This window comes from Geomonas diazotrophica (assembly GCF_019063885.1).
Classification (GTDB): domain Bacteria; phylum Desulfobacterota; class Desulfuromonadia; order Geobacterales; family Geobacteraceae; genus Geomonas; species Geomonas diazotrophica.
On the sequence record NZ_CP077684.1, the window covers coordinates 256,323 to 278,298 of the forward strand.

Annotated in this window: 22 protein-coding genes; 19 read left to right on the top strand and 3 right to left on the bottom strand. The window is 64.6% G+C overall.

Annotated elements, in window-relative coordinates:
• The first annotated feature begins 50 nt into the window (after window positions 1-50).
• The 10 genes from KP003_RS01085 to KP003_RS01130 all read left to right on the top strand — a co-directional run bounded on the left by KP003_RS01085 (window position 51) and on the right by KP003_RS01130 (window position 7,613).
• Window positions 51-560, top strand: coding sequence for an SH3 domain-containing protein (locus KP003_RS01085; RefSeq protein ID WP_216499144.1), 510 nt, complete (start codon window positions 51-53; stop codon window positions 558-560).
• Between the two features lie 10 nt (window positions 561-570).
• Complete coding sequence (locus KP003_RS01090) at window positions 571-1,461, top strand: M48 family metalloprotease (protein ID WP_217300232.1); 891 nt, start codon at window positions 571-573, stop codon at window positions 1,459-1,461.
• Window positions 1,462-1,750: 289 nt separating this feature from the next.
• Complete coding sequence (locus KP003_RS01095) at window positions 1,751-2,758, top strand: ABC transporter substrate-binding protein (RefSeq protein ID WP_217300233.1); 1,008 nt, start codon at window positions 1,751-1,753, stop codon at window positions 2,756-2,758.
• Window positions 2,742-4,679 (top strand): sensor histidine kinase, encoded by a 1,938-nt coding sequence (locus KP003_RS01100; protein WP_216499141.1) that lies wholly within the window; start codon window positions 2,742-2,744, stop codon window positions 4,677-4,679. The genes KP003_RS01095 and KP003_RS01100 overlap by 17 nt, the downstream gene beginning before the upstream one ends.
• A 20-nt stretch (window positions 4,680-4,699) precedes the next feature.
• On the top strand, window positions 4,700-5,350 hold the full coding sequence (locus KP003_RS01105; RefSeq protein WP_216499140.1) for a response regulator transcription factor: 651 nt from the start codon (window positions 4,700-4,702) through the stop codon (window positions 5,348-5,350).
• Between the two features lie 128 nt (window positions 5,351-5,478).
• Window positions 5,479-5,769: a hypothetical protein gene (locus tag KP003_RS01110; RefSeq protein WP_216499139.1), complete on the top strand. Its 291-nt coding sequence runs from the start codon at window positions 5,479-5,481 to the stop codon at window positions 5,767-5,769.
• Between the two features lie 200 nt (window positions 5,770-5,969).
• Window positions 5,970-6,149 (top strand): CsbD family protein, encoded by a 180-nt coding sequence (locus tag KP003_RS01115; protein ID WP_216499138.1) that lies wholly within the window; start codon window positions 5,970-5,972, stop codon window positions 6,147-6,149.
• A gap of 158 nt (window positions 6,150-6,307) precedes the next feature.
• Entirely contained in the window at window positions 6,308-6,499 is a 192-nt protein-coding gene (locus KP003_RS01120) for a Thivi_2564 family membrane protein (protein ID WP_216499137.1), read from the top strand.
• A 56-nt stretch (window positions 6,500-6,555) separates the two neighbouring features.
• Window positions 6,556-6,705, top strand: a complete 150-nt coding sequence (locus KP003_RS01125) for a lmo0937 family membrane protein (RefSeq protein WP_199396604.1) — start codon at window positions 6,556-6,558, stop codon at window positions 6,703-6,705.
• A gap of 155 nt (window positions 6,706-6,860) precedes the next feature.
• Entirely contained in the window at window positions 6,861-7,613 is a 753-nt protein-coding gene (locus tag KP003_RS01130; protein ID WP_236026913.1) for a hypothetical protein, read from the top strand.
• A gap of 108 nt (window positions 7,614-7,721) precedes the next feature.
• On the opposite strand, the gene KP003_RS01135 is transcribed toward KP003_RS01130, so the two are convergent.
• Window positions 7,722-10,295 (bottom strand): sensor domain-containing protein, encoded by a 2,574-nt coding sequence (locus tag KP003_RS01135; protein ID WP_216499135.1) that lies wholly within the window; start codon window positions 10,293-10,295, stop codon window positions 7,722-7,724.
• 249 nt (window positions 10,296-10,544) lie between these two features.
• Here KP003_RS01135 and KP003_RS01140 point away from each other — a divergent pair, with 249 nt between their 5' ends.
• The 5 genes from KP003_RS01140 to KP003_RS01160 all read left to right on the top strand — a co-directional run bounded on the left by KP003_RS01140 (window position 10,545) and on the right by KP003_RS01160 (window position 16,260).
• Window positions 10,545-12,074 (top strand): mercuric reductase, encoded by a 1,530-nt coding sequence (locus tag KP003_RS01140; protein ID WP_456264251.1) that lies wholly within the window; start codon window positions 10,545-10,547, stop codon window positions 12,072-12,074.
• A 61-nt stretch (window positions 12,075-12,135) separates the two neighbouring features.
• Entirely contained in the window at window positions 12,136-12,819 is a 684-nt protein-coding gene (locus KP003_RS01145) for a TVP38/TMEM64 family protein (RefSeq protein ID WP_216499134.1), read from the top strand.
• Between the two features lie 66 nt (window positions 12,820-12,885).
• The gene (gene pdhA, locus KP003_RS01150) at window positions 12,886-13,941 is read left to right on the top strand and encodes a pyruvate dehydrogenase (acetyl-transferring) E1 component subunit alpha (RefSeq protein ID WP_216499133.1); all 1,056 of its coding nucleotides are present in this window, start codon (window positions 12,886-12,888) and stop codon (window positions 13,939-13,941) included.
• A gap of 1 nt (window position 13,942) precedes the next feature.
• Complete coding sequence (locus KP003_RS01155) at window positions 13,943-14,905, top strand: alpha-ketoacid dehydrogenase subunit beta (protein WP_216499132.1); 963 nt, start codon at window positions 13,943-13,945, stop codon at window positions 14,903-14,905.
• Between the two features lie 140 nt (window positions 14,906-15,045).
• Window positions 15,046-16,260 carry a dihydrolipoamide acetyltransferase family protein gene (locus tag KP003_RS01160; RefSeq protein ID WP_216499131.1) on the top strand — a complete coding sequence of 405 codons (1,215 nt, stop codon included), beginning with the start codon at window positions 15,046-15,048 and terminating at the stop codon, window positions 16,258-16,260.
• A gap of 110 nt (window positions 16,261-16,370) precedes the next feature.
• Here KP003_RS01160 and KP003_RS01165 read toward each other — a convergent pair whose 3' ends face one another.
• Complete coding sequence (locus KP003_RS01165) at window positions 16,371-17,462, bottom strand: Glu/Leu/Phe/Val family dehydrogenase (protein WP_216499130.1); 1,092 nt, start codon at window positions 17,460-17,462, stop codon at window positions 16,371-16,373.
• A gap of 212 nt (window positions 17,463-17,674) precedes the next feature.
• On the opposite strand from KP003_RS01165, the gene KP003_RS01170 reads away from it, so the two are divergent.
• From KP003_RS01170 to bfr, 4 genes are all read left to right on the top strand, one after another.
• Window positions 17,675-18,511, top strand: a complete 837-nt coding sequence (locus tag KP003_RS01170; protein ID WP_216499129.1) for a rhomboid family intramembrane serine protease — start codon at window positions 17,675-17,677, stop codon at window positions 18,509-18,511.
• Window positions 18,512-18,741: 230 nt separating this feature from the next.
• On the top strand, window positions 18,742-19,371 hold the full coding sequence (gene upp, locus KP003_RS01175) for a uracil phosphoribosyltransferase (protein WP_216499128.1): 630 nt from the start codon (window positions 18,742-18,744) through the stop codon (window positions 19,369-19,371).
• A gap of 63 nt (window positions 19,372-19,434) precedes the next feature.
• Window positions 19,435-20,715: a uracil-xanthine permease family protein gene (locus KP003_RS01180; protein WP_216499127.1), complete on the top strand. Its 1,281-nt coding sequence runs from the start codon at window positions 19,435-19,437 to the stop codon at window positions 20,713-20,715.
• 236 nt (window positions 20,716-20,951) lie between these two features.
• On the top strand, window positions 20,952-21,419 hold the full coding sequence (gene bfr / locus KP003_RS01185; protein ID WP_199387718.1) for a bacterioferritin: 468 nt from the start codon (window positions 20,952-20,954) through the stop codon (window positions 21,417-21,419).
• Window positions 21,420-21,494: 75 nt separating this feature from the next.
• On the opposite strand, the gene KP003_RS01190 is transcribed toward bfr, so the two are convergent.
• Window positions 21,495-21,935: a PAS domain-containing protein gene (locus KP003_RS01190; protein ID WP_216499126.1), complete on the bottom strand. Its 441-nt coding sequence runs from the start codon at window positions 21,933-21,935 to the stop codon at window positions 21,495-21,497.
• Between the last annotated feature and the right edge of the window lie 41 nt (window positions 21,936-21,976).

Genomic DNA, 21,976 nt, shown 5'->3' on the forward strand with positions numbered 1-21,976 from the left:
GGACGACAACCCGGCCGGATCCGCTCCGGCCGATTCACGGAGGTGAAACCATGAAGAAGCGAGTTTTAGGCGGCGCGCTGCTGCTGCTGACCCTGTGCGCGGGTCAGGCGCTTGGCGCCGAGAAACGCTGGGTGGTGAGCGAAGGGACCACCCTCAAGAAGGAACAGTCGGTGAGCGCGGCGAACTTGGCCGACCTCCCCGTGGGCGCGGAGCTGACCCTCGTGGAGGGTGAGGGGCGCTGGCTCAAGGTGCAGACGGCCGACGGCAAGGAGGGGTGGGTCTACGCGGGGCGGGTCTCCGACACCCAGCCGGTCGCCGAGGTGGCAGGCGGGGACGGCCTTCTGGGCGACAGCATGCAGAAGAGCCAGATCAACACCGCCAAGGCCGACAGCGCCCGCAGCGTGCGCGGCCTCTCCCCGGAGACCGCCGCCTACGCGAAGCAGCACGGCACCCCGGAGGCCCTGAAGAAGGAGCTGGACAAGATCCTGGCGCGCAAGGTCTCCAACAACGAGGTCAAGGCCTTCCTCAAGGAAGGTAAAATCGGCGAGTACGCCCAGTAAGGAGGGAGCCATGAACAAACTACGTCTTTTACCGCTGGTCGCGCTCTCCTGCCTGATCGCCGCCCAGGCCCACGCCGGATGGCAGGACAAGCTCAACAACCTGATGAACCCGGAGTCCAAGGAAGGGAAGATCCTCTCCGGGGCCACCCAGGTACTCTCCTCGTCGCAGGAGATGACCTACCAGACCGAGTGCACCGTGGGGGAAAGCCTCGCGCTCGACAGCATGCAGCGTTTCGGCCAGCCGGTGCAGAACGAGGCGCTGCAGAAGTACGTCAACCTGGTGGGGAACGCGGTGGCCAGAAACAGCCGGCGCTCCACCATCCCGTACCGTTTCGTGGTGCTGGACAGCCCGGTGCAGAACGCCTTTGCCGCCCCCGGCGGCATCGTCTTCATCAGCCGGGGGCTCCTCGATGTGCTGGACAACGAGGCCGAGCTTGCCGGGGTCCTGGCCCACGAGGTGGGGCACGTGGCCGAGAAGCACGCGCTGAAGAGCATCCGGCGCGCCCAGTTCCTGCAGGGGGCCAGCGCCATCACCGCCGCCACCATGAAGGGGAGCAAGGGGCAGCAGTTCGAATCGATGGTCGGCGACATGCAGTCGACCCTCTTCGACAAGGGACTGGACCAGGGGATGGAGTACGAGGCGGACCAGGCCGCCCTGGAGACGACCTTCCGCACCGGCTACGACCCCGCTGCCTTCGTGAGCGTGCTGCAAAAGCTCAAGAAACAGGAGGCGACCGCGGCCAAGAGCGGCTCCTGGTTCTCGACCCACCCCCCGCTGGACGAGCGGATCGCCAGGCTTTCGGCGCGGCTGGACAAGTATCCCTCTGCCGGATCGGCTAAGCTGCCGGCCCGTTTCGCCAAGTACGTGAAGCCGGCGAGGAGCGGGAAATCGGTCAAGTGATGTAACGACAGTCATAGTCTCCGAGAATCGTGGACGATTTCTGTTTTAGGGTGGGGAGGGGCAGGCTGAATGGGCTTGGCCCTCCCTTTTTTTATGTTCTTCTTCACTGGGCAGATGGAACTATGTCATTTAGATGATAAAATTAATTGTACTTTGTTAGGCAATTGTCATATATTTGTCGACAATTTAGTGAGGCAATGACCTGAAACGACCGCCCGACAAGAACATTTAACCGGGCCCGGCCGTCGCCGACAGACCCGCAGAAGCCGCCCCGTACTTGAAGGAGTGGATGCTGAGAGCCGCGCTCATATCGATACTGTGCCTGCTCATCGCCGGCTGCCAAAGCCCCGTACAGCACCAGACGGGGCCTCCCCTCCCTCTGCGCCTGGCCTACGTCACCCGGCACGACTGCGCACTGGTACAGATAGCCGTCGCCCAGGGGTTTCTCCGGGACGAGGGGGTGAAGGTAGAGGCGCAGCGCTACGACTACGGCAAAACGGCCCTTCAGGCTGTCCTGGAAGGAAAGGCGGACGTCGCCACCGTCGCCGAGACCCCGGTCATGTTCGCGGCCTTGAAGGGACAGAGGCTCTCCATCTTGGGGAGCATCTTCACCTCCAACAGGAACCATGCCATCCTCGCCGACCGTAACAGCGGCATCGCCCTCCCCGGAGATCTCAAGGGGCGCCGCGTCGCGTTCACCTCCGGAACCACCACCCACATGTTCCTTTCGTCCTTTCTTTCGGCCAACGGTCTGAGCAGCGAGGACGTCACCCCGGTCCCCTTGGCGCCGGAACGGATACAGGACGCGCTTCTCTCCGGCCGGGTCGACGCGGTCTCGGCCTGGGGCGCCGACATAAAGATAATCGCCAGGAAGCTGGCACAGCGCAGCATCCTCTTCGAGGACCCCCACATCTACACCGAGACCTTCGTCATAGCCGGGTTGACCTCGTATGTGGAAGGCAACCAGGAGGCGATGAGGCGGCTGCTGCGTGCCCTGGTCCGGGCCGAAGAGTTCGCCGCGCGCAACCCCAAGGAGGCCCAGTCGATCGTGGCCACGGCCTCCGGCGTCCCCGTGTGGGCGCTTTCTGAGTGTTGGAGCGAGAGCACCCGTACCGTGGGGCTCGACCACGCGTTGTTGATTACCTTGGAAGAAGAGAGTCGCTGGGCCGTGAAATACCACCTTACCCGTGAAGCCCACATGCCGAATTATCTGGAATACATCGATCCGCGCCCGCTCTTGTCGGTAAAGCCGCAGGCGGTGGACCAGCAGGTGCTGCAAGGTGACCTTCGCCCTTAGACTGAAGATAATCTCGCTCCTCTCCTTCACCCTGCTGGTGATCGTGACGGCGCTGCTTGCCTGGTCATCCAGGGAACTGACCCTGGCGGAGCGCAACCACCTCGTGGCGGACAAGATCCAGTCCACCGTGTTTAACCGCGCCACCATGCGCGACGAGTATTTCCTGTTCGGGATCGAGCGGGCCAGGCAGCAGTGGTTCTCCATGAACGACGCCGCGATCCATCTGCTGGCACAAGGGGCGCAGCAGTTCGATGGAACCGAAGAGCAGGGGCTGGTTAGGGCCCGGCTGGCCTTGGCCGAGTCGGTGCAGATATCAAAGCGGCTGGTCGAACAGATGCGGCGGGTGCCCGTTGCCGACCCTGCCGCGGCGCATCACGACGAGTTCGCCAGCCGGCTCTACAGCCAGATCATGCTCAGTGATTCGGCGCTGCAAAGGGAGGCGGTGAGCCTGCAGCAGTACGCCCGGGACCGTTTCCAAAGTGCCAGCAACCGGATGATCTATCTCACTTTGCTGCTTGTCATCCTGATGGCGCTGGTGACCATCCTCAACTCCGCGTTCCTGAACGGGGTGCTGCACAGGCGCATGGCCGCGATCAAACGTGGCGCCGAGGTCATCGCTTCCGGGGACTTGAACAGCGGCATAGAGGTCGAGGGCAACGACGAGCTGTCGGAACTGGCCAGGCTCTTCAATAGCGTGACCTGCCAGATACGGGACTACACCCAGGCGCTGCACGACAGCGAGAAGCGCTACCGCATGCAGCTGCAGGAGTTGGCCAACATCTACACCCACACCCCGGTGGGGCTTTTCGCGGTGGACCGCGACCTGCGTTTCCTGCGCCTCAACGAGCACTTGGCGAGGCTCAACGGCAAGAGCATCTGCGAGCACGTAGGGCGCACCGTCGACGAGGTCCTGGCGCCGGAGCTTGTCGTGCACCTGAAGGAACTCTGGCGCCCCATCCTGGAGCGGGGCGAGTGCGTCCGGGACGTCGAACTGCAGGGAAGGGTGGGTCCCGCCGAAAAGGATCAGCGCTACTGGCTCGCAAGCTACCAGCCGCTCCTCTCCGAGGCGGGCGAGGTGAGCGGGCTCATGGGAGTGGTGCTGGACATCACTGAGCGCAAGGTGGCGGAGGAGATGCTGGCCGGGGCCCGTCAACACCTGGAGGAGGAAGTGCAGCAGAGGACCGCGAAGCTGCAGCTCACCAACGAGCACCTGATCCAGGAGATCGAGATCCGCAAGAAGGTGGAGGTCGAGCTTTTGGCCCAGCAGCAGAAGCTGCAGGACATGTCCCTCGACCTCGCCATGGCCGAGGAGCGGGAGCGCGACCGCATCGCCAGCGAGCTGCACGACCAGGTCGGTCAGCGGCTCATCCTGGCCAAGATCAAGCTGGATGCCCTGGCCAGCGGCATCCCCGCCGGCGAATGCGAGTGCGAGGCCGCGGCGGTAGGGACGCTGGTCCAGCAGACCATACAGGACATCAGGTCGCTCACCTTCCAGATCCGCCCCCCGCTCCTGGCCAGCGCCGGCCTGGAGGCGGCGCTGCGCTGGCTCGGCGAGGAACTGCACGCGGACTTCGGGCTGGAAGCGGAGTTTTGCGACGACGGCAAGGACAAGACCCTCCCCTACGAGATCCGCTCCACCGTGTTCCAGGCGGTCCGCGAGCTGATGCTGAACGTGATCAAACATGCCGGGACGCTGCGTTGCCGGGTCGTGTTGTCCCGGAGCGACGGGGGGCTGGTGATTGCGGTCGATGACGACGGCGTCGGCTACCGGAACGAGCAGGATGCGGCGGAGACTCGCAGCGGCGGCTTCGGGCTCGCCAACGTGAGGCAGAAGATACAGCATCTGGGCGGGAGTTTTTCCGTCACCAGCAAGGAAACCGGCGGGACCGTGGCCACCATCAAGGTGCCGCTGGGGTCTTAGGCTTATAAAAGGGGGCAAAGATGAAGATGAAGATTTTGATTGCCGACGATCACGCCATCGTGCGCCAGGGGCTGCGGGCTTTGATCGACAAGGAAGACGACATGATGGTGAGTGCCGAGGCCGGCACCGGCGCCGAGGCGATTCGCCTGACCCGGGAGGAGTGCCCCGACATCATCGTGATGGACATCTCCATGCCCGACACCAACGGGATCGATGCCACCCGCAGCATCACCTCCGCGTTCCCCGAGGTGAAGGTGCTGGCCCTTTCCATGGAATCCGACCGCCGCTTCGTGGTCGAAGTGCTGAAGGCGGGGGCCAACGGCTACGTGCTGAAGGACGCCGCCTTCTCCGAGCTCGCCACGGCCATCCGCGCCGTCGCCGCAGGCGAAACCTACCTTCCCGCGCGGGTGACCACCCTCTTGATCAAGGAATACCTGCAGCGCATTCCCGAGGACGTTCCGGCGACCTACGAGAACCTTTCCACGCGGGAAAGAGAGATCCTGCAGCTCATCGCCAACGGCTCCAACGCCAAGGAGATCGCCTTCGCCTTCGGCGTCAGCGTCAAAACCGTCGAGAACCAGCGCCACAGCATCATGAAGAAGCTGGATCTCTTCAGCATCGCGGAGCTGACCAAGTACGCGGTGCGCCAGGGGTTGACCTCGTTGAAGTGATGCCGCCCCGTCCCGGGGCGGCGTGTGATTTGCCGTAGTACTGTTTGCCGATTTACCTATTTATTTGGAGGGCGCTTCACCGCATACTGGCCATGGTCCGAGTAAATCACACCCGCCAGGAGTAGGAAATGCCCACGAAAACCGAACCGGAAGAGGTCCGGGACTCCACCAAGGCTCAACCCGAAAATCTCCGCGATTTCACCGAGGCTCAAGCGGAGGAGGCCCGTGACTCCTTCGACACCGTGGCAGGGGAGTCCGCCGACGCTTGCTGCCGCACCCATCCGCTGGTCCCGGCTTTTTCCATCTGCCTGCTGAAGAAGCGCTCCTGCCCTCACGTGATGTCCTTCGGCCACCAGTACCTCTGCCGCCATCCCGACCACGCCGCGTTCCTGGTCTCCTCCTCGAAGCCTAAAAAGTAAATTCCCCGCTCCGTCATCCGGTTCCACGCCATCTGTCGCTTGACACAAAAGCGACGCACTATAAACTTGTCCAGTTGCAAATTAACAAAATTTAATAATATGGTGTTTTCCTGTCAGCCGCCGATCGCCAGCAGAGCGACCGCAGTCACCATGCAACCTGCACCCTCCCGCACAGAAAGCATCGCTTTAGGAGGTACATCATGAAACCGAGCACGAAAGACCAAGCCAAAGGGAAAATGCATGAGTTGAAAGGACAGGTCAAAGAATCGGCTGGAAAGGCCACCCGCAATGTTTCCATGGAGCAACAAGGCAGGGGGGAGAAGATTACCGGCAAGGTTGAGAAAAACGTCGGTAAGGCGGAGAAAAAACTGGAGAAATAGCGCCGCACCTAGCCTGCCACCGGGTGGAAACAACGCTGCGGAGGGTGTCATCGCGGGAGTTTCCCGGATGCCCCGGTGGTGGCTGCGGTCGCTCTGCTGGTGATCGCGGCGCTGCTTTCAAGGAAACCGGACAGCCGGTCAAAGAGGAGGTGCCCTACATGCCCTTGGTACACGTCTTACTGGTGCTGATCGTGGTCGGGGTTCTGCTGTGGCTGGTGAACACGTACATCCCCATGGCCGGCTCGATCAAGTCGATACTGAACGCGGTAGTCGTCATCGTGGTAGTGCTCTGGCTTTTGAACGTCTTCGGGCTCCTGGAAAACCTGACGAGGCTCAGGGTGGGCAAATGACGGCAGGCAACGGGGAGCCCCGGCAGGTAATTGAAAGGCTCCCAAAGGAGGCAGAGATGCTCTGGACCATCGTAGTGATACTTCTGATACTGTGGCTGCTGGGTCTGGTGACCAGCTACACCTTGGGCGGATTCATCCACCTGTTGCTGGTCATCGCCATCATCATCGTTATACTGAACCTGATACAGGGACGCAGGCCTCTATAGTCAGTGGCGCTGCAAAAAGAGAGCGTGGAGATGGCCGCTCGAACCGGTGCAAAGGGGGATTGCCAGTGAAAACAGTGTTGACAGTGTTAGCAGTTCTTGCAGCCTTGCCTGCCTTCGCTGCCGGTCCGGCCGGTTCACCCGGCGGGATGCCCCAGATGGCGGACGCCGTGCCCGGTTCCCCGGGGTACGTAATGAAGAGGGCGATGGGGCGCCAGATGATGCGCTCCCACGAGCACCTGCTGATGATGGCCTACCACAGAAACGTCGCCAATTTCGGCCGCCTCCTCTACGGTGCCGCAGAGGAAGGTGCCACTGTCCCGCCGCAGTTGGCGCGGGTCGCGGTATCCGAGATGAGGCGCAGCGTCGAGGAGATGGAGAAATACCGCGCCTCCGTAGCGGGGGAGGTGCCCCCCGAGCTGCAGCGCATGATGGACGAGCACCTGGTGCAGGTGAAGAGCCATCTGAGGGCGTTGGAAGAGTTGGTGCGGCAGGACCGCATCGACTCGGACCAGGTGAAGCGGCATGTCGAGCCGATGCTGGCCGGCTGCGGTGCGCCGGGCTGCGCCCCAAGGATGGGAGCCGGGGGAGGGTGGCCCGGCGGGTTCCCCGGGCGCGGGATGATGATGGAAAGGATGCTGCAGAAAGTGAAGGGGCAGGACGCTGAACTCGCCGCGCTGGTGCGCGAGATGGAACAGGCCCCGCGCGAGAAAAAGCTGGACCTGCTGGCCGAAGCCGTGGCCAAAATGGTGCGGCAGCGGGCCGAGATGACGGAGGAGATGGAGCGCAGCCACCGGATGATGATGCGCCGCCTGGGGCCCATGGCGCCGGAACAGATGGACGATTCCGATGATGACGATGACAGCGGAGATCACGGCTGGAACGACGACGAGGATACGGACGAGGAGTGACGGGTAAGCGGCGCGGCGCAGTTGCCGCACCGGCCCGCACAGGAAAAGGCCGGCGCAGGGGAAACAAAATCCCTTGCGCCGGCCTTTTTTTAAAACCGTTCGGGTGGGTTAGAGCTGCTTGGCCTGCATCCGGCCGCGCGGGTTGTGCAGGAAGTTGGCCCTTTCCCTGAGTAGCGCCGTCATCTTCTGCACCGGCACCGGGCGGCTGAAGTAGTAACCCTGCGCCTCCTCGCTCCCCTCGGCCTGCAGCCAGGCGAGCTGTGAAGCGTTTTCCACCCCCTCGGCTATGACCTTGAGCTGCATGCTGCGCCCGATGCTGATTACGGCCCGGACCACCGCCGCGTTGTCGTTGTCGCGGGCGATGTTGCGGATGAAGGACTGGTCGATCTTTAGCTTGTCCACCGGGAGCTTTTTGAGGTAGCTGAGGCTGGAATAGCCGGTGCCGAAATCGTCGATGGAAAGCTGCAGCCCGAGCGCCTTCATCGCCGCCATGCTCCCCAGCACCCGTTGCGGGTCGCTCATGATGGTCGCCTCGGTCAATTCCAGTTCCAGGGACTCCGGGGGGATCCCGGTCTCCAGCAGCGAGGCCTCGATGGTTTCCTCGAAGTCGCGGTGCTGGAAGAAGCTGGCGGAGAGGTTGACCGCGGCGGAGACCTGCCCCAGGCCCTGCTGCTGCCACTGCCGGAGCTGCCGGCAGACGGTGGGGATGATCCACTTGCTGATCTGGTTCAAGAGGCCGCTTTCCTCGGCGATCCGGATGAAATGTTCCGGCATCACCAGGCCGCGTAACGGGTGCTGCCAGCGGATCAGGGCCTCCATGCTGCTGAAGTGGCCGGTGGCGAGATCCACCTTGGGCTGGTAGTGCAGCACGAACTCGTCGTGTTCCAGCGCGTGACGCAGTTCCGCCTCCAGGGCGAATCGCTCGTGCGCCATCTCGTTAAGCTTGTGGGTGAAGAACTGGAAGTTGTTGCCGCCGCATTTCTTGGCGTGGTACATGGCGATGTCGGCGTGCTTCAAAAGGGCGAGGTAGTCCTTGCCGTCCTCGGGGTAGATGCTGATGCCGATGCTGGGGGTTACGATGACGTTCGTTCCCTGCAGCGGGAAACCCGCGCTGATGATCTTCTCCGCTACCACGCTGGTTTCGCTCGCCCCGCAGTCCCAGAGCACCACCACGAACTCGTCCCCCCCAAGCCTGGCGACCACGTCGCAGGAGCGGGTGCAGTCCCCGAGCTTGCGCGCAACCGACTGCAGCAGCCGGTCCCCCACGTCGTGCCCCATCGAGTCGTTGATCTGCTTGAATCCGTCGATGTCGAGGAAAAGCAGCGCCACGCTGGTGTGCGTTTTCTGTGCCACCCTGAGGACGTCCTCGATCCTGGCGTAGAGGGTGCTGCGGTTGGGGAGCTTTGTAAGCGGGTCGTGGTGGGCGAGGAAGAAGATGTTCTCCTCGGCGCGCTTTATGTCGGTGATGTCGAGGATGAAGCCGTCCAGCCGCGAGATGGTGACCCGGTTCGCCTTGCGGATCCGTTGCACCGCGCAGTTGTTCAGGATCCAGCGTATCGAGCCGTCCTTGTGCACGATGCGGTGCCGGATCGGCTCCTGGTCTTCTCCGGAGAAGATGCTGTTCAGGAACTGGACCACCTGGTTGCGATCCTCCTCGTGGATCATGGTGAACCACAAAAGGGGATCGCGGTAGTACTCCTCCGGGCTGTACCCGGTGATGTCCAGGCACTTGGGGCTGTGGTAGATCGACTTTATGTCGCCCCCCTCGAAGCGCACGCTGTAGACGTACTCGTTTATGTTGCTGACGATGGTGCGGCACTGCTCCTCGCTTTTCAAAAGCGCTTCTTCTGCGTTCTTGCGGATCGTGATGTCCCGGATGTTGAACTGCAGCACCTTGCTCCGGTCGATGCGGTAGCCGGTCACCACCACCTCCACGATCACGCTGCGTCCGTCGCGGGTAAAAAGGCGCATATCGTCGTTGTGCAGGTAATCCCGGTGTTGCAGCACCGCGAATTCGGTGTCGCTCGCAGCCATGGCGGCAAGAGGGGGTACTTCCCAGAGCAACCGCCCCACCATCTCTTCCCGCTGGTATCCGAGCATCTCGATGAGGAAGGGGTTGACGTCGTTGATTTCGCCGGTGGCCGCATCGACGAGCATGATGCCGTCCTTGGCCGCCTCGAAAAGACCGCGGTAGCGCGCCTCGGAGATCTGAAGGGCCTTGGCCGCCTTTTCGCTTTCCGTGATTCCTATCAGGGCCAGCCGGACCTCGGAGCCGTCCCGGCAGGGAAGCGCCTCGATCCTCAGCTGCTGCAGCGCGTTCCCGGCGTCGGAAAGGAGCGCGTTGCAGGAACTTCTCTGGTTGGAGGCGAGCAGGTGTTCGAAAAATTCGGCCAGGGGACGGCGGGAGCTCTCGCTGAACAGGTCGGCGAAGGGGCGCCTGAGCAAAGAGGAGCGTTCCACTCCGAGCATCTCCGCTCCGGTAAGGTTGACGGCGCGGATCACCCCGCAACGGTCCAGGGTGATGTGGGCGACCGGTGCGTGCTCGTAAAGGTCGGTGTACAACTTGAGTTCCGCGACGAGTTCGTTGCGGGAAAGGCGCGTGGCCTTGGTAGTCTTTTTCGAGCTGCTCTTTTCGGGGCGAATGCCGCGACTGCTCCTCTTCGTCCCAACTGCTCCGCTCATGGGCTCCTCCGTGTTTTCGGCCAAATGAGTTGTGCGGCTACGGTCAGCGCTGTGATTTCGGGCGGTTGCCCGGAGGATGCCGGTGGCGCTCCTAATTGGACCACCCGGCCGGCCCTTATTATGATAAAAATGATAAGGGAAAAGGAGCAAAAGTGCACCGGGAATTATCGAAACGAAACTTCATTCATCCCACTCAATGGGCGGTATTTCAGCACGTTGCCTGGGCGGCGGCTGGGACGGGACAGACTCATGATGAGCGATGACCTGGAACTTTTACCGGATACCGAGGAAAACCGTCTCCTTGCCGCGAGCGTGCGCCCCGAGGGGTGGCGGAACCCGGAACCTGCCGGCCGCTACAACCTGGTGGTCGTCGGTGCCGGTACCGCGGGGCTCGTCTGCGCGGCGGGCGCTGCCGGGCTGGGGGGACGGGTGGCCCTCGTCGAACGCGGCTTTTTGGGGGGCGACTGCCTGAACGTCGGCTGCGTCCCCTCCAAGGGGCTCCTGCGGGCTGCCCGCGCCGTCTTCGATGCCCGCTCCGGCGCCCCCTTCGGAGTTGGGGGGGGCGAGGGAGTGCGCCCCGATTTCGGCGCCGCCATGGAGCGGATGCGGCGCCTGAGGGCGGATATCGGCCGCCACGATGCGGCGCTGCGCTTCCGGGACGAGTTGGGGGTCGATGTCTTCTTCGGCACGGCACGCTTCACCGCGGCGGACCGCATGGAGGTGGCCGGCGCGGAGCTGGAATTCGCCCGTGCCGCCATCTGCACCGGCGCCCGCGCTGCCGTCCCCCCCATCCCCGGCTTGGCCGAGGCGGGCTATCTCACCAACGAAACCGTCTTCTCGCTCACCGTTCTCCCGGCGACCTTGGCCGTCATCGGGGGCGGCCCCATCGGCTGCGAGCTGGCTCAAGCCTTCGGCCGCTTCGGCTCCAAGGTGACCATCGTCGAGCCGGGGGCGCAGCTCCTCGGCCGCGACGACCCCGATGCCGCCGCCATACTGCAGGATGCCTTCGGCCGCGAGGGGATGGCGCTGCACCTTCGCACCGAGGTGGTCGCCGTGGAGAGGCGCGGCGGCGTCAAGGTTTTGCAGCTGCAGCGGGAAGGGGTGCAGTTCGAGGTCCCGGTAGAGAGCATACTGGTCGGCACCGGCCGCGCCCCCAACGTCGAGGGGCTGGGGCTCGAGGCGGCGGGGATAGCCTGCGACCGGGACGGCGTCACGGTGAGTGAGACCCTGCAGACCTCCAACCCGCGGGTCTACGCGGCGGGGGACGTCTGCTCGCGCTTTCGCTTCACCCATACGGCCGACGCCCAGGCGCGCATCCTGATCGCAAATGCGCTCTTCAAGGGGAGACGCAAGAACTCCTCGCTCACCATCCCCTGGTGCACCTATACCGACCCGGAGGTCGCCCACGTGGGCATGTACCCGGCGGATGCCGCGGCACGGGGCATCGAGGTGGACACACTCACCGTCCCCTTCTCGGAGGTGGACCGCGCCGTCCTGGACGGCGAGGAACAGGGCTTCGCCCGGGTGCACCTGAAGAAGGGGGGCGACACCATCCTGGGTGCCACCATCGTGGCGCGGCACGCGGGGGAGATGATCAGCGAGATGACCCTCGCCATCGGATCGGGGCTCGGTCTTGCCGCCATCGGCAACACCATCCACCCCTATCCCACCCAGGCGGAATCCTGGCGCAAGCTTGCCGACGCCTACCAGCGCCGCCGCCTCACCCCCCTGGTGCAGCGACTCCTGCGGGCCTGGCTTGCCTGGCAAAGAAAATGGTAACGCCCGGGCTGCCGATATGTTAAAACCTGCATACTCTACAGCTGCAGGAGATACCACCTTCATGAACCTGAAAAAGACCCTGATTCTCCTGGCCGCCGCCGGAGCCGTAGCGCTCTTCTTCTACCTCGACCTTGAGCGCTTCCTCACCCTGGAGGCGCTCAAGGCGAACCGGCAGTTCCTCGCCGGCTACTGCGCGGCCCACAAGGGGGCGAGCGTCGCCCTCTTCATGGGAATCTACATCCTCCAGACCGCCCTGTCGCTTCCCGGCGCCGCCGTCCTGTCGCTTGCCGCGGGCGCGCTCTTCGGGGTGCTGGCCGGGACCGTCTATGCCGTCTGCGCCGCCACCATCGGGGCGACGCTCGCCTTCCTGGTCACCCGGTACCTGCTCAGGGACGCGGTGGCCGGCCGCTTCGGCGCGCGGCTGGAGGGGCTCAACCGCGAGCTGGAACAGCGGGGCTGGAACTACCTGCTGTTTTTGAGGCTCGTGCCGCTCTTTCCCTTCTTCCTGATCAACCTGGCCGCCGGGCTCACCCGCCTGCCGCTGCGCGTCTTCGTCCTGGGGACGCTGATCGGCATCATCCCCGGGGGCTTCGTCTTCGTCAACGCGGGGGCGAGCCTCGCCGCGATCGACTCCCTTGCCGATGTCGCCTCGCCCCGGGTCCTGGGCTCCTTCGCCCTGCTGGGGCTCTTCGCCCTGGTGCCGGTCCTCTACGGCAAGCTGAAACGGCGGCAGAATCGCTTTTGACATCGTGCAAGTGTCCGTTTACACTCTCCCAATCGCCGAGCCGAGATTTTAATAAGTGAGCGTGCCATGCCGGAACTGCTACTTGCCGATTTTCAAATCAAGCGCCTGGAAGTCCTGAACGAGAAGGGGGAGGCGGATCCGGAGCTTTTGCCGCCACTCTCCGACGCCGAGATCTGGCGCATCTACGAGCTGATGCTGCTTGCGCGCATCTTCGACGAGCGCGCGGTCGCCCTGCAGCGGGAGGGGCGCATCGGCACCTATCCCCCCATCCGGGGGCAAGAGGCGGCCCAGGTGGGGAGCGCCTTTGCCCTGACGGAAAAGGACTGGCTCTTCCCATCCTTCCGGGAGATGGGCGCGCACCTGACGCTGGGCTACCCGATCTCGCAGCTTTTGCAGTACTGGGGGGGGGACGAGCGGGCCCAAAAGGTGCCGCCGCATCTGAACATCTTCCCCTTCTGCGTGGCCGTCGGGAGCCAGATCCCGCAGGCGGCCGGGGCGGCGCTCGCTGCGCGCTACCGCCGCGACCCGGTGGCGGTGGTCACCTACTTCGGCGACGGGGCCACCTCCAAGGGGGACTTCCACGAGGGGATGAACCTGGCCGGCGTCTTCAACCTTCCCCTGGTGTTCATCTGCCAGAACAACCAGTGGGCTATCTCCATCCCCCTCAAGGGGCAGACCGCCTCCGCATCCCTGGCGCAGAAGGCGATCGCCTACGGTTTCGAGGGGGTGCAGGTGGACGGCAACGACGTCTTCGCCGTGTATCGCGCCACCCGCCAGGCGGTCGAGAAGGCCAGAAGCGGCGGCGGTCCCACCTTCATCGAATGTCTCACCTACCGCATGGCCGACCATACCACCGCCGACGACGCCGGGCGCTACCGCTCTGCCGAAGAGGTCGCATACTGGGGAGAGCGCGACCCCATCCTGCGCCTGGAGCGCTTTCTGGAGGGGCGCGGACTCTGGAGCCCGCAAAAGGGGGAGGAGGCCGCGGCAAAGGTCGCTACAATCGTCGACGACGGGGTGCGGGAGATGGAGTCGCAGCCCCCGCCGGCCGCGGCCGATCTCTTCGAAGGGGTCCTCGCCACGCTCACCCCGCGTCAGGCCGGGCAAAGGAAGGTGCGCTGACATGGCCCAGCTCAACATGGTACAGGCGATCAACCAGGCGCTCTCCCTGGAGATGGCGCGCGACGACCGGGTGCTCCTGCTGGGGGAGGACGTCGGGCGCGACGGCGGTGTGTTCCGGGTGACCGAGGGGCTTTGGGAGCGCTTCGGCAGCGAGCGGGTCATCGATACCCCCCTGTGCGAAGCGGGGATCATGGGGGCGGCCATAGGCATGGCGGCCTACGGCCTGCGCCCGGTGCCGGAAATCCAGTTCCTGGGCTTCACCTATTCCGCCTTCGAACAGCTCTTCGCCCATGCAGCCAGGCTCCGCTCCCGCTCCCGCGGCCGCTACAGCTGCCCGATGGTGGTGCGCACCCCCTACGGCGGCGGCATCAAGGCCCCCGAACTGCACGAGGAGAGCACCGAGGCGCTCTTTTGCCAGGTCCCAGGGCTGAAGGTGGTGGTGCCGTCGGGGCCCTACGTTGCCAAGGGGCTCTTGCTGGCGGCGCTGCGCGACCCCGACCCGGTGCTTTTCCTGGAGCCGACCCGGCTGTACCGCCTCCTGCGCGAGGAGGTGCCGGAAGGGGAGTACCTGGTGGAGCTCGGGCGGGCCCGGGTGGCGCGGGGGGGGAACTCGGTGACCGTGGTGGCGTGGGGGAGCATGCTGGAGCGGGTGCTGAAGTCGGTCGAGGGTTACGACGCGGAGGTGCTCGATCTCCTCACCCTGAACCCCTTCGACAGCGAGGCCATCGTCAAGTCGGTGCAGAAGACCGGACGCCTGGTGATCGTGCACGAGGCGGCCAAGACCTGCGGCTTCGGCGCCGAGATAGCGGCGACTGTCGCCGAGGAGGCGATCCTGCACCTGCGCGCCCCCATCTTACGCGTCACCGCGCCCGACGTCCCGGTCCCCCTGGCCAAGCTGATCGACCACTACCTCCCCGGCGCGGAACAGATCCGGAACGCCCTCGACGAGGTGCTGCAGTATTGATTCGCCCCCTCCCCCGGAGGGGAGAGTTTAGGGGAGGGATGCGCGGCGTCGCCCATTTCCTCCCTCCCTCCTCCCACCTCCGGGGGGAGGAGCCATGCAGGTGAACGTCGGACTGACAGGGATTTCAAGGAGAATCGCACATGGCCTTCGACTTCAAACTTCCGGATCTGGGTGAAGGGATCGCCGAGGTGGAACTGCGCCGCTGGCTGGTCGCCGAGGGGGACGCGGTCCGGGAGCACCAGCCGCTTCTGGAGGTGGAGACCGACAAGGCCGTGGTCGAGGTTCCCTCGCCCCGGTCGGGTGTCGTGTCGGGTCTGCGCCGCAAGGAAGGGGAGACGGTTCAGGTCGGCGAGGTCCTGTTGACCCTCGCGGACCGGGAGGCCGAACCCAAGCTGCAGGCAGCGGAACAGCGGCCGGCACCCCGGCCTGCGTCGGTCGGCATCGTGGGATCGCTCCCCGAGGCGGAGGAGGAACCGCTCCCGGCTGTGGCCGGCGCCTTCGAGGGGCTGGCGACGCCGATGGTGCGCAAGCTGGCGCGCGAGCGGGGCATCGATCTCAGGAGCATCAAGGGGAGCGGGCCGCGCGGCTGCATCAGGCCCGAGGACCTGGACCGGCAGCTTCCCCCCGCCGCAAGGGTGATGGGGGGCGCAGGGCCTGAAGAGCGGGTGCCGCTGCGGGGGCTGCGCCGCACCATCGCGCGCAACGTGACCGCCTCCCAGAGGATCACCGCCTTCGTGACCAGCATGGAAGAGGTCGATATCACCGATGTCTTCGAGATGCGCAGCCGGGAGCAGGGGGAGGTGGAGTCGCGCGGCACCCATCTCACCTTCCTACCCTTCTTCATGAAGGCCGTGCAGCACGCGCTGAAGGAGCACCCGCTCCTGAACGCCTCCATAGACGACGAGACCCAGGAGCTGGTGCTGAAGCGGCACTACCATTTCGGGATCGCCGTGGACACGCCGGAGGGGCTCATGGTCCCGGTGATCCGGGACGTGGACAAGAAGAGCATCATCGAGCTGGCGCAGGCGATCCAGGAGCTGGGGCGCAAGGCGCGCGAGCGGAGCATCGCCCTCGACGAGCTGAAGGGGAGCAGTTTCACCATAACCAATTACGGGCACTTCGGCGGCACCTTCGCCACCCCGATCATCAACTGGCCCGATGTCGCCATCATGGGGTTCGGGCGCATCGTGGAGCGACCCTGGGTGCACCGGGGGGAGATCGCCATCAGGAAGATCCTCCCCCTCTCCCTTACCTTCGACCACCGGGCCACCGACGGGGCCGACGCCGCGAGGTTCCTGGGGAAGGTGCTGCGCTACCTGGAAGACCCCGCCCTGCTGTTCCTGGACTGCGGCTAGGAGTGCGGCCGCTCAAGGAGTCCCGACCGGTGCTTCCGCGGGGTCCCTGCAGGCTCGGCTCTCGCCTCTGCCTCGAGCCTTGAACGTAGAACGTAGAACGTAGAACCTTTTCAATAGTCCCTGAAGCTCATAGCCTTTTCGACCCGTTCCCTGGCCAGCGCATCCGCCGCCTCCCGCGGCAGGATCCCGGCGCCCGCGGCCCGCTCCAGCACCACCCTCGTGTTTTTCCTTATTCTCTGTGCGATCGCCGCGAAAGCCTCCTGTTCGTTCCTCCCTGCGTACTCCATGGCCGCCATGATCACGCCCCCCGCGTTGGCGATGAAATCCGGCACCACCACGGTGCCGCGCGTCTGCAGCTCCTTTTCCGCCTCCGCGGTGCAGGGGATGTTGGCCCCTTGCAGGATCAGGCGGGCCTGGACCTGCCCGACGTTGCCACGGTGGATGACGTCGGGCGTGGCCGCCGGCACCAGGATGTCGCAGGAAACGGCGAAGATCTCGTCTCGGGAGAGCCGGTCTCCCTTGCCGTAGTCGGCGACGCTCCCCCCCCGGCGCTTCACCTCGACCAGTGCCGCGAGGTCGATGCCGGCAGGATCGTGGACGGCGCCGCGACTGTCGGAGGCTCCCACGAGCAGCGCACCCTTTTCCGAAAGAAAGCGCGCCGCAGCCTTGCCGACGCTGCCAAACCCCGCGATGGCGACCCGCGCCCCCTTCAGCTCGACCCGGGCGAATCCGGCCGCGACCTCGGCGCACTCGGCCACGCCGAACCCCGTCGCGCCCAGTCGGTCCAGCGGCAGTCCCCCGAGCTCGGCCGGCAGCCCCAGCGATCTCCCCGTTTCATTACGGATCCAGGCCATGGCCGTCTCGTCGCATCCCATGTCGGGGCCGGGTATGTAGTCGGTCAGATCCTTGATCATGCGTGCGAAGACCCGGAAGATCCTCTCCTTGCGCGGGTCCGACGGGTCGGCCACGATCCCCGCCTTGGCGCCGCCATGCTGCAGGCCGGCCGCGGCGTTCTTGAGAGTCATGGCCCGCGCCAGCCGCGCCACCTCCTCGACGCCAACCGTCGGCGACACGCGCACCCCTCCGACCGCAGGTCCGAGCGCGGTATTGTCGATGACCACGAAGGCCCGGAGCCGCTCCTTGGGGGAATAGAGGTGAATGACGCGTGAAGGGCCGAGTTCATCGCAGCAAATCTCTGTCATAGGACACCTCGCCGGGGTGCTGCACAGGATCTAGATGAAAGTGAACGACGATAAGAATCTATCATGCCGCGTTGATGTCGCAACGAATCGAAGGCGCTTCCTGGTAAAGTGACTGCCGGCGCGCTTTTTTAAGGGCGTCATGGCAGAGTCCATGTTGTTTTATTCGGCGAAAATGGTACAGTGGGGCGCAAACTCTCTCAGAGGTATCCCCCATGGCTCACCCTTCCATAACCTGTCCCGAATGCGGACGCGCCACCGACGCCCGATACTCCTCCTGCCTTTGGTGCGGCGCCGCGCTGTCGCGCCCCGGGGGGAGGGTGGTCGAGGTGCTGCGCGGCGACAGGGGGAGCGATCTCGTCATCAACGCCCTCATCGTCGCCAACGTCGCGTACTACCTCCTGTCGCTGCTGGTCTCGAGCAGAACCGCGCTGGGCGGGGGGCTGTTCGGCTTTCTGTCTCCGGACGACAACAGCCTGGCGCTGCTCGGGGCCACCGGGACCTATCCCCTGTTCCGGTACGGCCTCTGGACGCTCGTCTCCGCCAACTACCTGCACGGGGGGGCGCTGCACATCCTCTTCAACATGATGGCGCTGCGGCAAATCGGCCCCTGGGTCTGCGCCGAGTTCGGCGCGAGCCGCATGTTCGTCATCTACACGGTAAGTGGTCTGACCGGGTACCTCCTCTCCGTGCTGGCCGGCGTCCCCTTCACCATCGGGGCTTCCGCGGCGGTCTGCGGACTGATCGGCGCCCTGTTCTATTTCGGCAAGAGCCGCGGCGGCAACTACGGCCAGGCCGTCTCGCGCGAGGTGAGCGGCTGGCTGATCAGCCTCGTGGTCTTCGGCCTCATCATGCCCGGCATCAACAACTGGGGACATGGCGGGGGCATCGTCGGCGGCATCGTCACGGCGAAGCTGCTGGGCTACCGGGAGCGGAGCCGCGAGACGGCGCTGCACCGCGTGGCCGCGCTTTTCTGTCTTCTCCTCACCGTTGCCGTCCTCGCCTTCGGCGCCTGGAAGGGCGTCAGAGTCCTTTCCTACCGCTACTTCTGATCCCGTTTCCCCCCGCTTCACCGCAGCAATCGGGCCGCCGGTTCAACGGCGCGCCCGGGGCGATCCACCCCCGACGGCGGCCGTGACCCGGCCAGGAACAGCTCACCCTGCCGGCTGTCTGCCGTTATCAAACCTCCGCCGTCCCGATTGGCTCTGTCTAATGCGCAACTGCTTGTTTCCAGTCATAAAATCCGGTATGGTATGACCAAAATTTTCGACGGGAGAGCCAGATGAGCGTCCACGAAGTAAACCACCCCCTGGTGAAGCACAAAATTGGCCTGATGCGCGAGTCCGGCATCAGCACGAAGAAGTTCCGCGAGCTCACCGCCGAGATCGCCTGCCTGCTCGCCTACGAGGCCACCCGCGACTTCCCGCTGGAGTCCCGTGACATCACCGGCTGGGACGGCAGCACCATCGAGATCCAGCAGATCAAGGGGAAGAAGGTGACCGTGGTGCCCATCCTGCGCGCCGGGATCGGCATGCTGGAAGGCGTGCTGGACATGATCCCCAACGCGAAGGTGAGCGTGGTGGGGCTGGCCAGGAACGAGGAGACCCTCGAGGCGCACACCTACTTCGAGCGGTTCGTGGGCAAACTGGACGAGCGCCTCGCCCTGATCATCGATCCCATGCTGGCGACCGGCGGCTCGATGGCTGCGACCATCGAGATGCTCAGGAAGAACGGCTGCCGCCAGATCCGCGTGCTCTGCCTGGTCGCGGCACCCGAGGGGCTCGCGAAGATCAGCTCCGCCTATCCCGACATAGACATCTACGTGGCCGCCATCGACGAGCGGCTCAACGAGCACGGCTACATCCTCCCCGGGCTCGGCGACGCCGGCGACAAGATCTTCGGCACCAAGTAGCACCCCTGCCGTACCCTAGCGGGGGTGTCCCCTCCGTATCATTTTCCAAGCGAGGTCTATTGCATGTCTGAAGTAAAAGAGCCGGTCTGGCGCCAGGCGCTGTCCGGCGCGCAGATCCTTTTTGTCGCCTTCGGCGCGCTGGTGCTGGTTCCGATCCTCACCGGGCTCAACCCGAGCATGGCCCTTCTGGGCGCGGGGATGGGCACCATCATCTTCCAGCTCTGCACCAAGCGCCAGGTCCCCATCTTCCTCGGCTCCTCCTTCGCCTTCATCGCGCCCATCATCTACAGCGTGCAGACCTGGGGGCTCCCTTCGACCATGGGCGGGCTCTTCGCCGCGGGTTGGCTCTACCTCGCCTTCTCGCTGGCCATCTACCTGCGCGGCGCCGACTTCGTGCACCACATCATGCCGCCGGTGGTGGTAGGTCCCATCATCATGATCATCGGCCTTGGGCTCGCCAACGTGGCGGTCAACATGGCCATGGGCAAGACCGGCGACGGCAAGGCCGTGCTGGTCGACTACGACACAGCGCTCCTCGTGGCCGGCATCTCGCTCGCCACCACCGCCGTCGTGGCCGTGCGCGCCAGGGGGATCTTCCGCCTCTTGCCGGTGCTTTCCGGCGTCGCCGTGGGTTACATCGTCTCCATCTTCTTCGGCCTGGTCGATTTCTCCAAGATCGCGGCGGCCCCCTGGATCGAGGTGCCCAAGTTCGTGACACCCGAGTGGAACTGGTCCGCCGTCCTGTTCATGGTCCCGGTCGCCCTGGCACCTGCCATCGAGCACGTGGGCGACGTCGTCGCCATCGGAGCGGTCACCGGCAAGGACTACACCGAGAAGCCGGGGCTGCACCGCACCATGCTGGGGGACGGCCTGGCGGTCTGCGCCGCCGCGCTCGTGGGGGGACCTCCGGTCACCACCTACGCCGAGGTGACCGGCGCCGTCATGATCACCCGCTGCTACAACCCGGTCATCATGACCTGGGCCGCCGGCTTCGCCGTCGTCATGGCCTTCTTCGGGAAGTTCAACGCCATCCTGCAGTCCATCCCGGTGCCGGTCATGGGGGGGATCATGATGCTCCTTTTCGGCTCCATCGCCTCCGTCGGCCTGAACACCCTCATCCACGCCCAGGTCGACATGCACCGCCCGCGCAACCTGATCATCGTCTCGCTGGTGCTGGTTTTCGGCATCGGCGGGCTCAGCATCAACGTGGCCGGTCAGCACCTGCACGGCGTGAGCCTGTGCGGCATCGCCGCCATCCTGTTGAACCTGCTGCTCCCGACAGGGGAGGCCGCCCCGATGGGGGGGGACGCCGTGGAGGAGGAACCGGAGGAGACGGTCGCGTAGCACCCTTTCCCCAGCTGCAAAAACATGCGCCGTCCCGCGAAAGCGGGGCGGCGTTTTTTGTTGGTCTCTTCGCCTCTCCCCTCTTAAGCGGCTCTTGAATTGCCAACCAGGCCAGCGCGGGTATAATCTATTCGTTTTAAATTAGAATAAATTAGCAGCGCACGCCGGCGCACCCTTTCGGTTGCCGGAAGCGAACGCGCCCGCAGCTGCCGGGCCGCCAAAAAAGGAGGTCGTCCATGAAGGGAAACGAGAGGGTGATCGAGCAGTTGAACGTACGCCTGGCGGAGGAGCTGACCGCGACCAACCAGTACATGGTGCACGCCGAGATGTGCGAGAATTGGGGCTACAAGAGGCTGTACTCCGCCATCCGCGAGCGCGCCATCACCGAGATGAAGCATGCGGAGAAGCTGATCGAGCGGATACTGTTTCTGGAGGGGCGGCCGATCGTGAGCAGGCTGGACCCGATCCACATCGGCGGGGAGATCCCGAAGATGCACCAGTTCGACCATGCCCTCGAGGAGAGCGCCATCAAGGGGTACAACGAGAGCATCAAGCTGGCTCTGGAACTTGGGGACAACGGGACCAAGGAGCTGCTGGAATCGATCCTCAAGCAGGAGGAGGACCACATCGACGACATCGAGGCCCAACTCGATCAGATCTCGCAGATGGGGGTGCAGAACTACCTGGTCGACCAGGTAGGTTGACGCCGTTAACGGCAGCACGAGGGCGAGCTGAGGGCGCCGGGATCACTCCCGGCGCCCTCTTTTTTTACGGAGCCGTTAGGCTCCCTGCGCCTTTTCCAGTTCGGCGAGGCGCGCCCGCAGCGCTTTTTCCTTTTGCCATCGGGCCGTCACGTCCCTCATCACCGCCACGGTTCCGGCGACCTTCCCTTGGGCATCCCTGATGATGGTCATGGAGAACTCCGTCGAGACGCGCGAACCGTCCTTTTTCAGGGAGGGGGCCGCCAGCAGATCCTTGGAGTAGCGCGTGATGCCGGTCTCCATGACGCGATGGTACCCTTCCCAGTGGCGAGCGCGCTGGTTTTCCGGGATGAAGATGTCGAGCGACTGCCCCAGCGCCTCCTCGGCGCTGAACCCGAGCATCTCCTCCGCCCCCTTGTTCCAGAGCCTGATCAAACCTTCCCTGTCAGAGAAGATGATGGCGTCATTGCAGTTGTGTACCAGTTGCCGAAAGAGCTCCTGTTCGTCTATCCCGTTCATGGTGTCCTCCCTTGCCGATTTGTATCAATGATACCATCCAT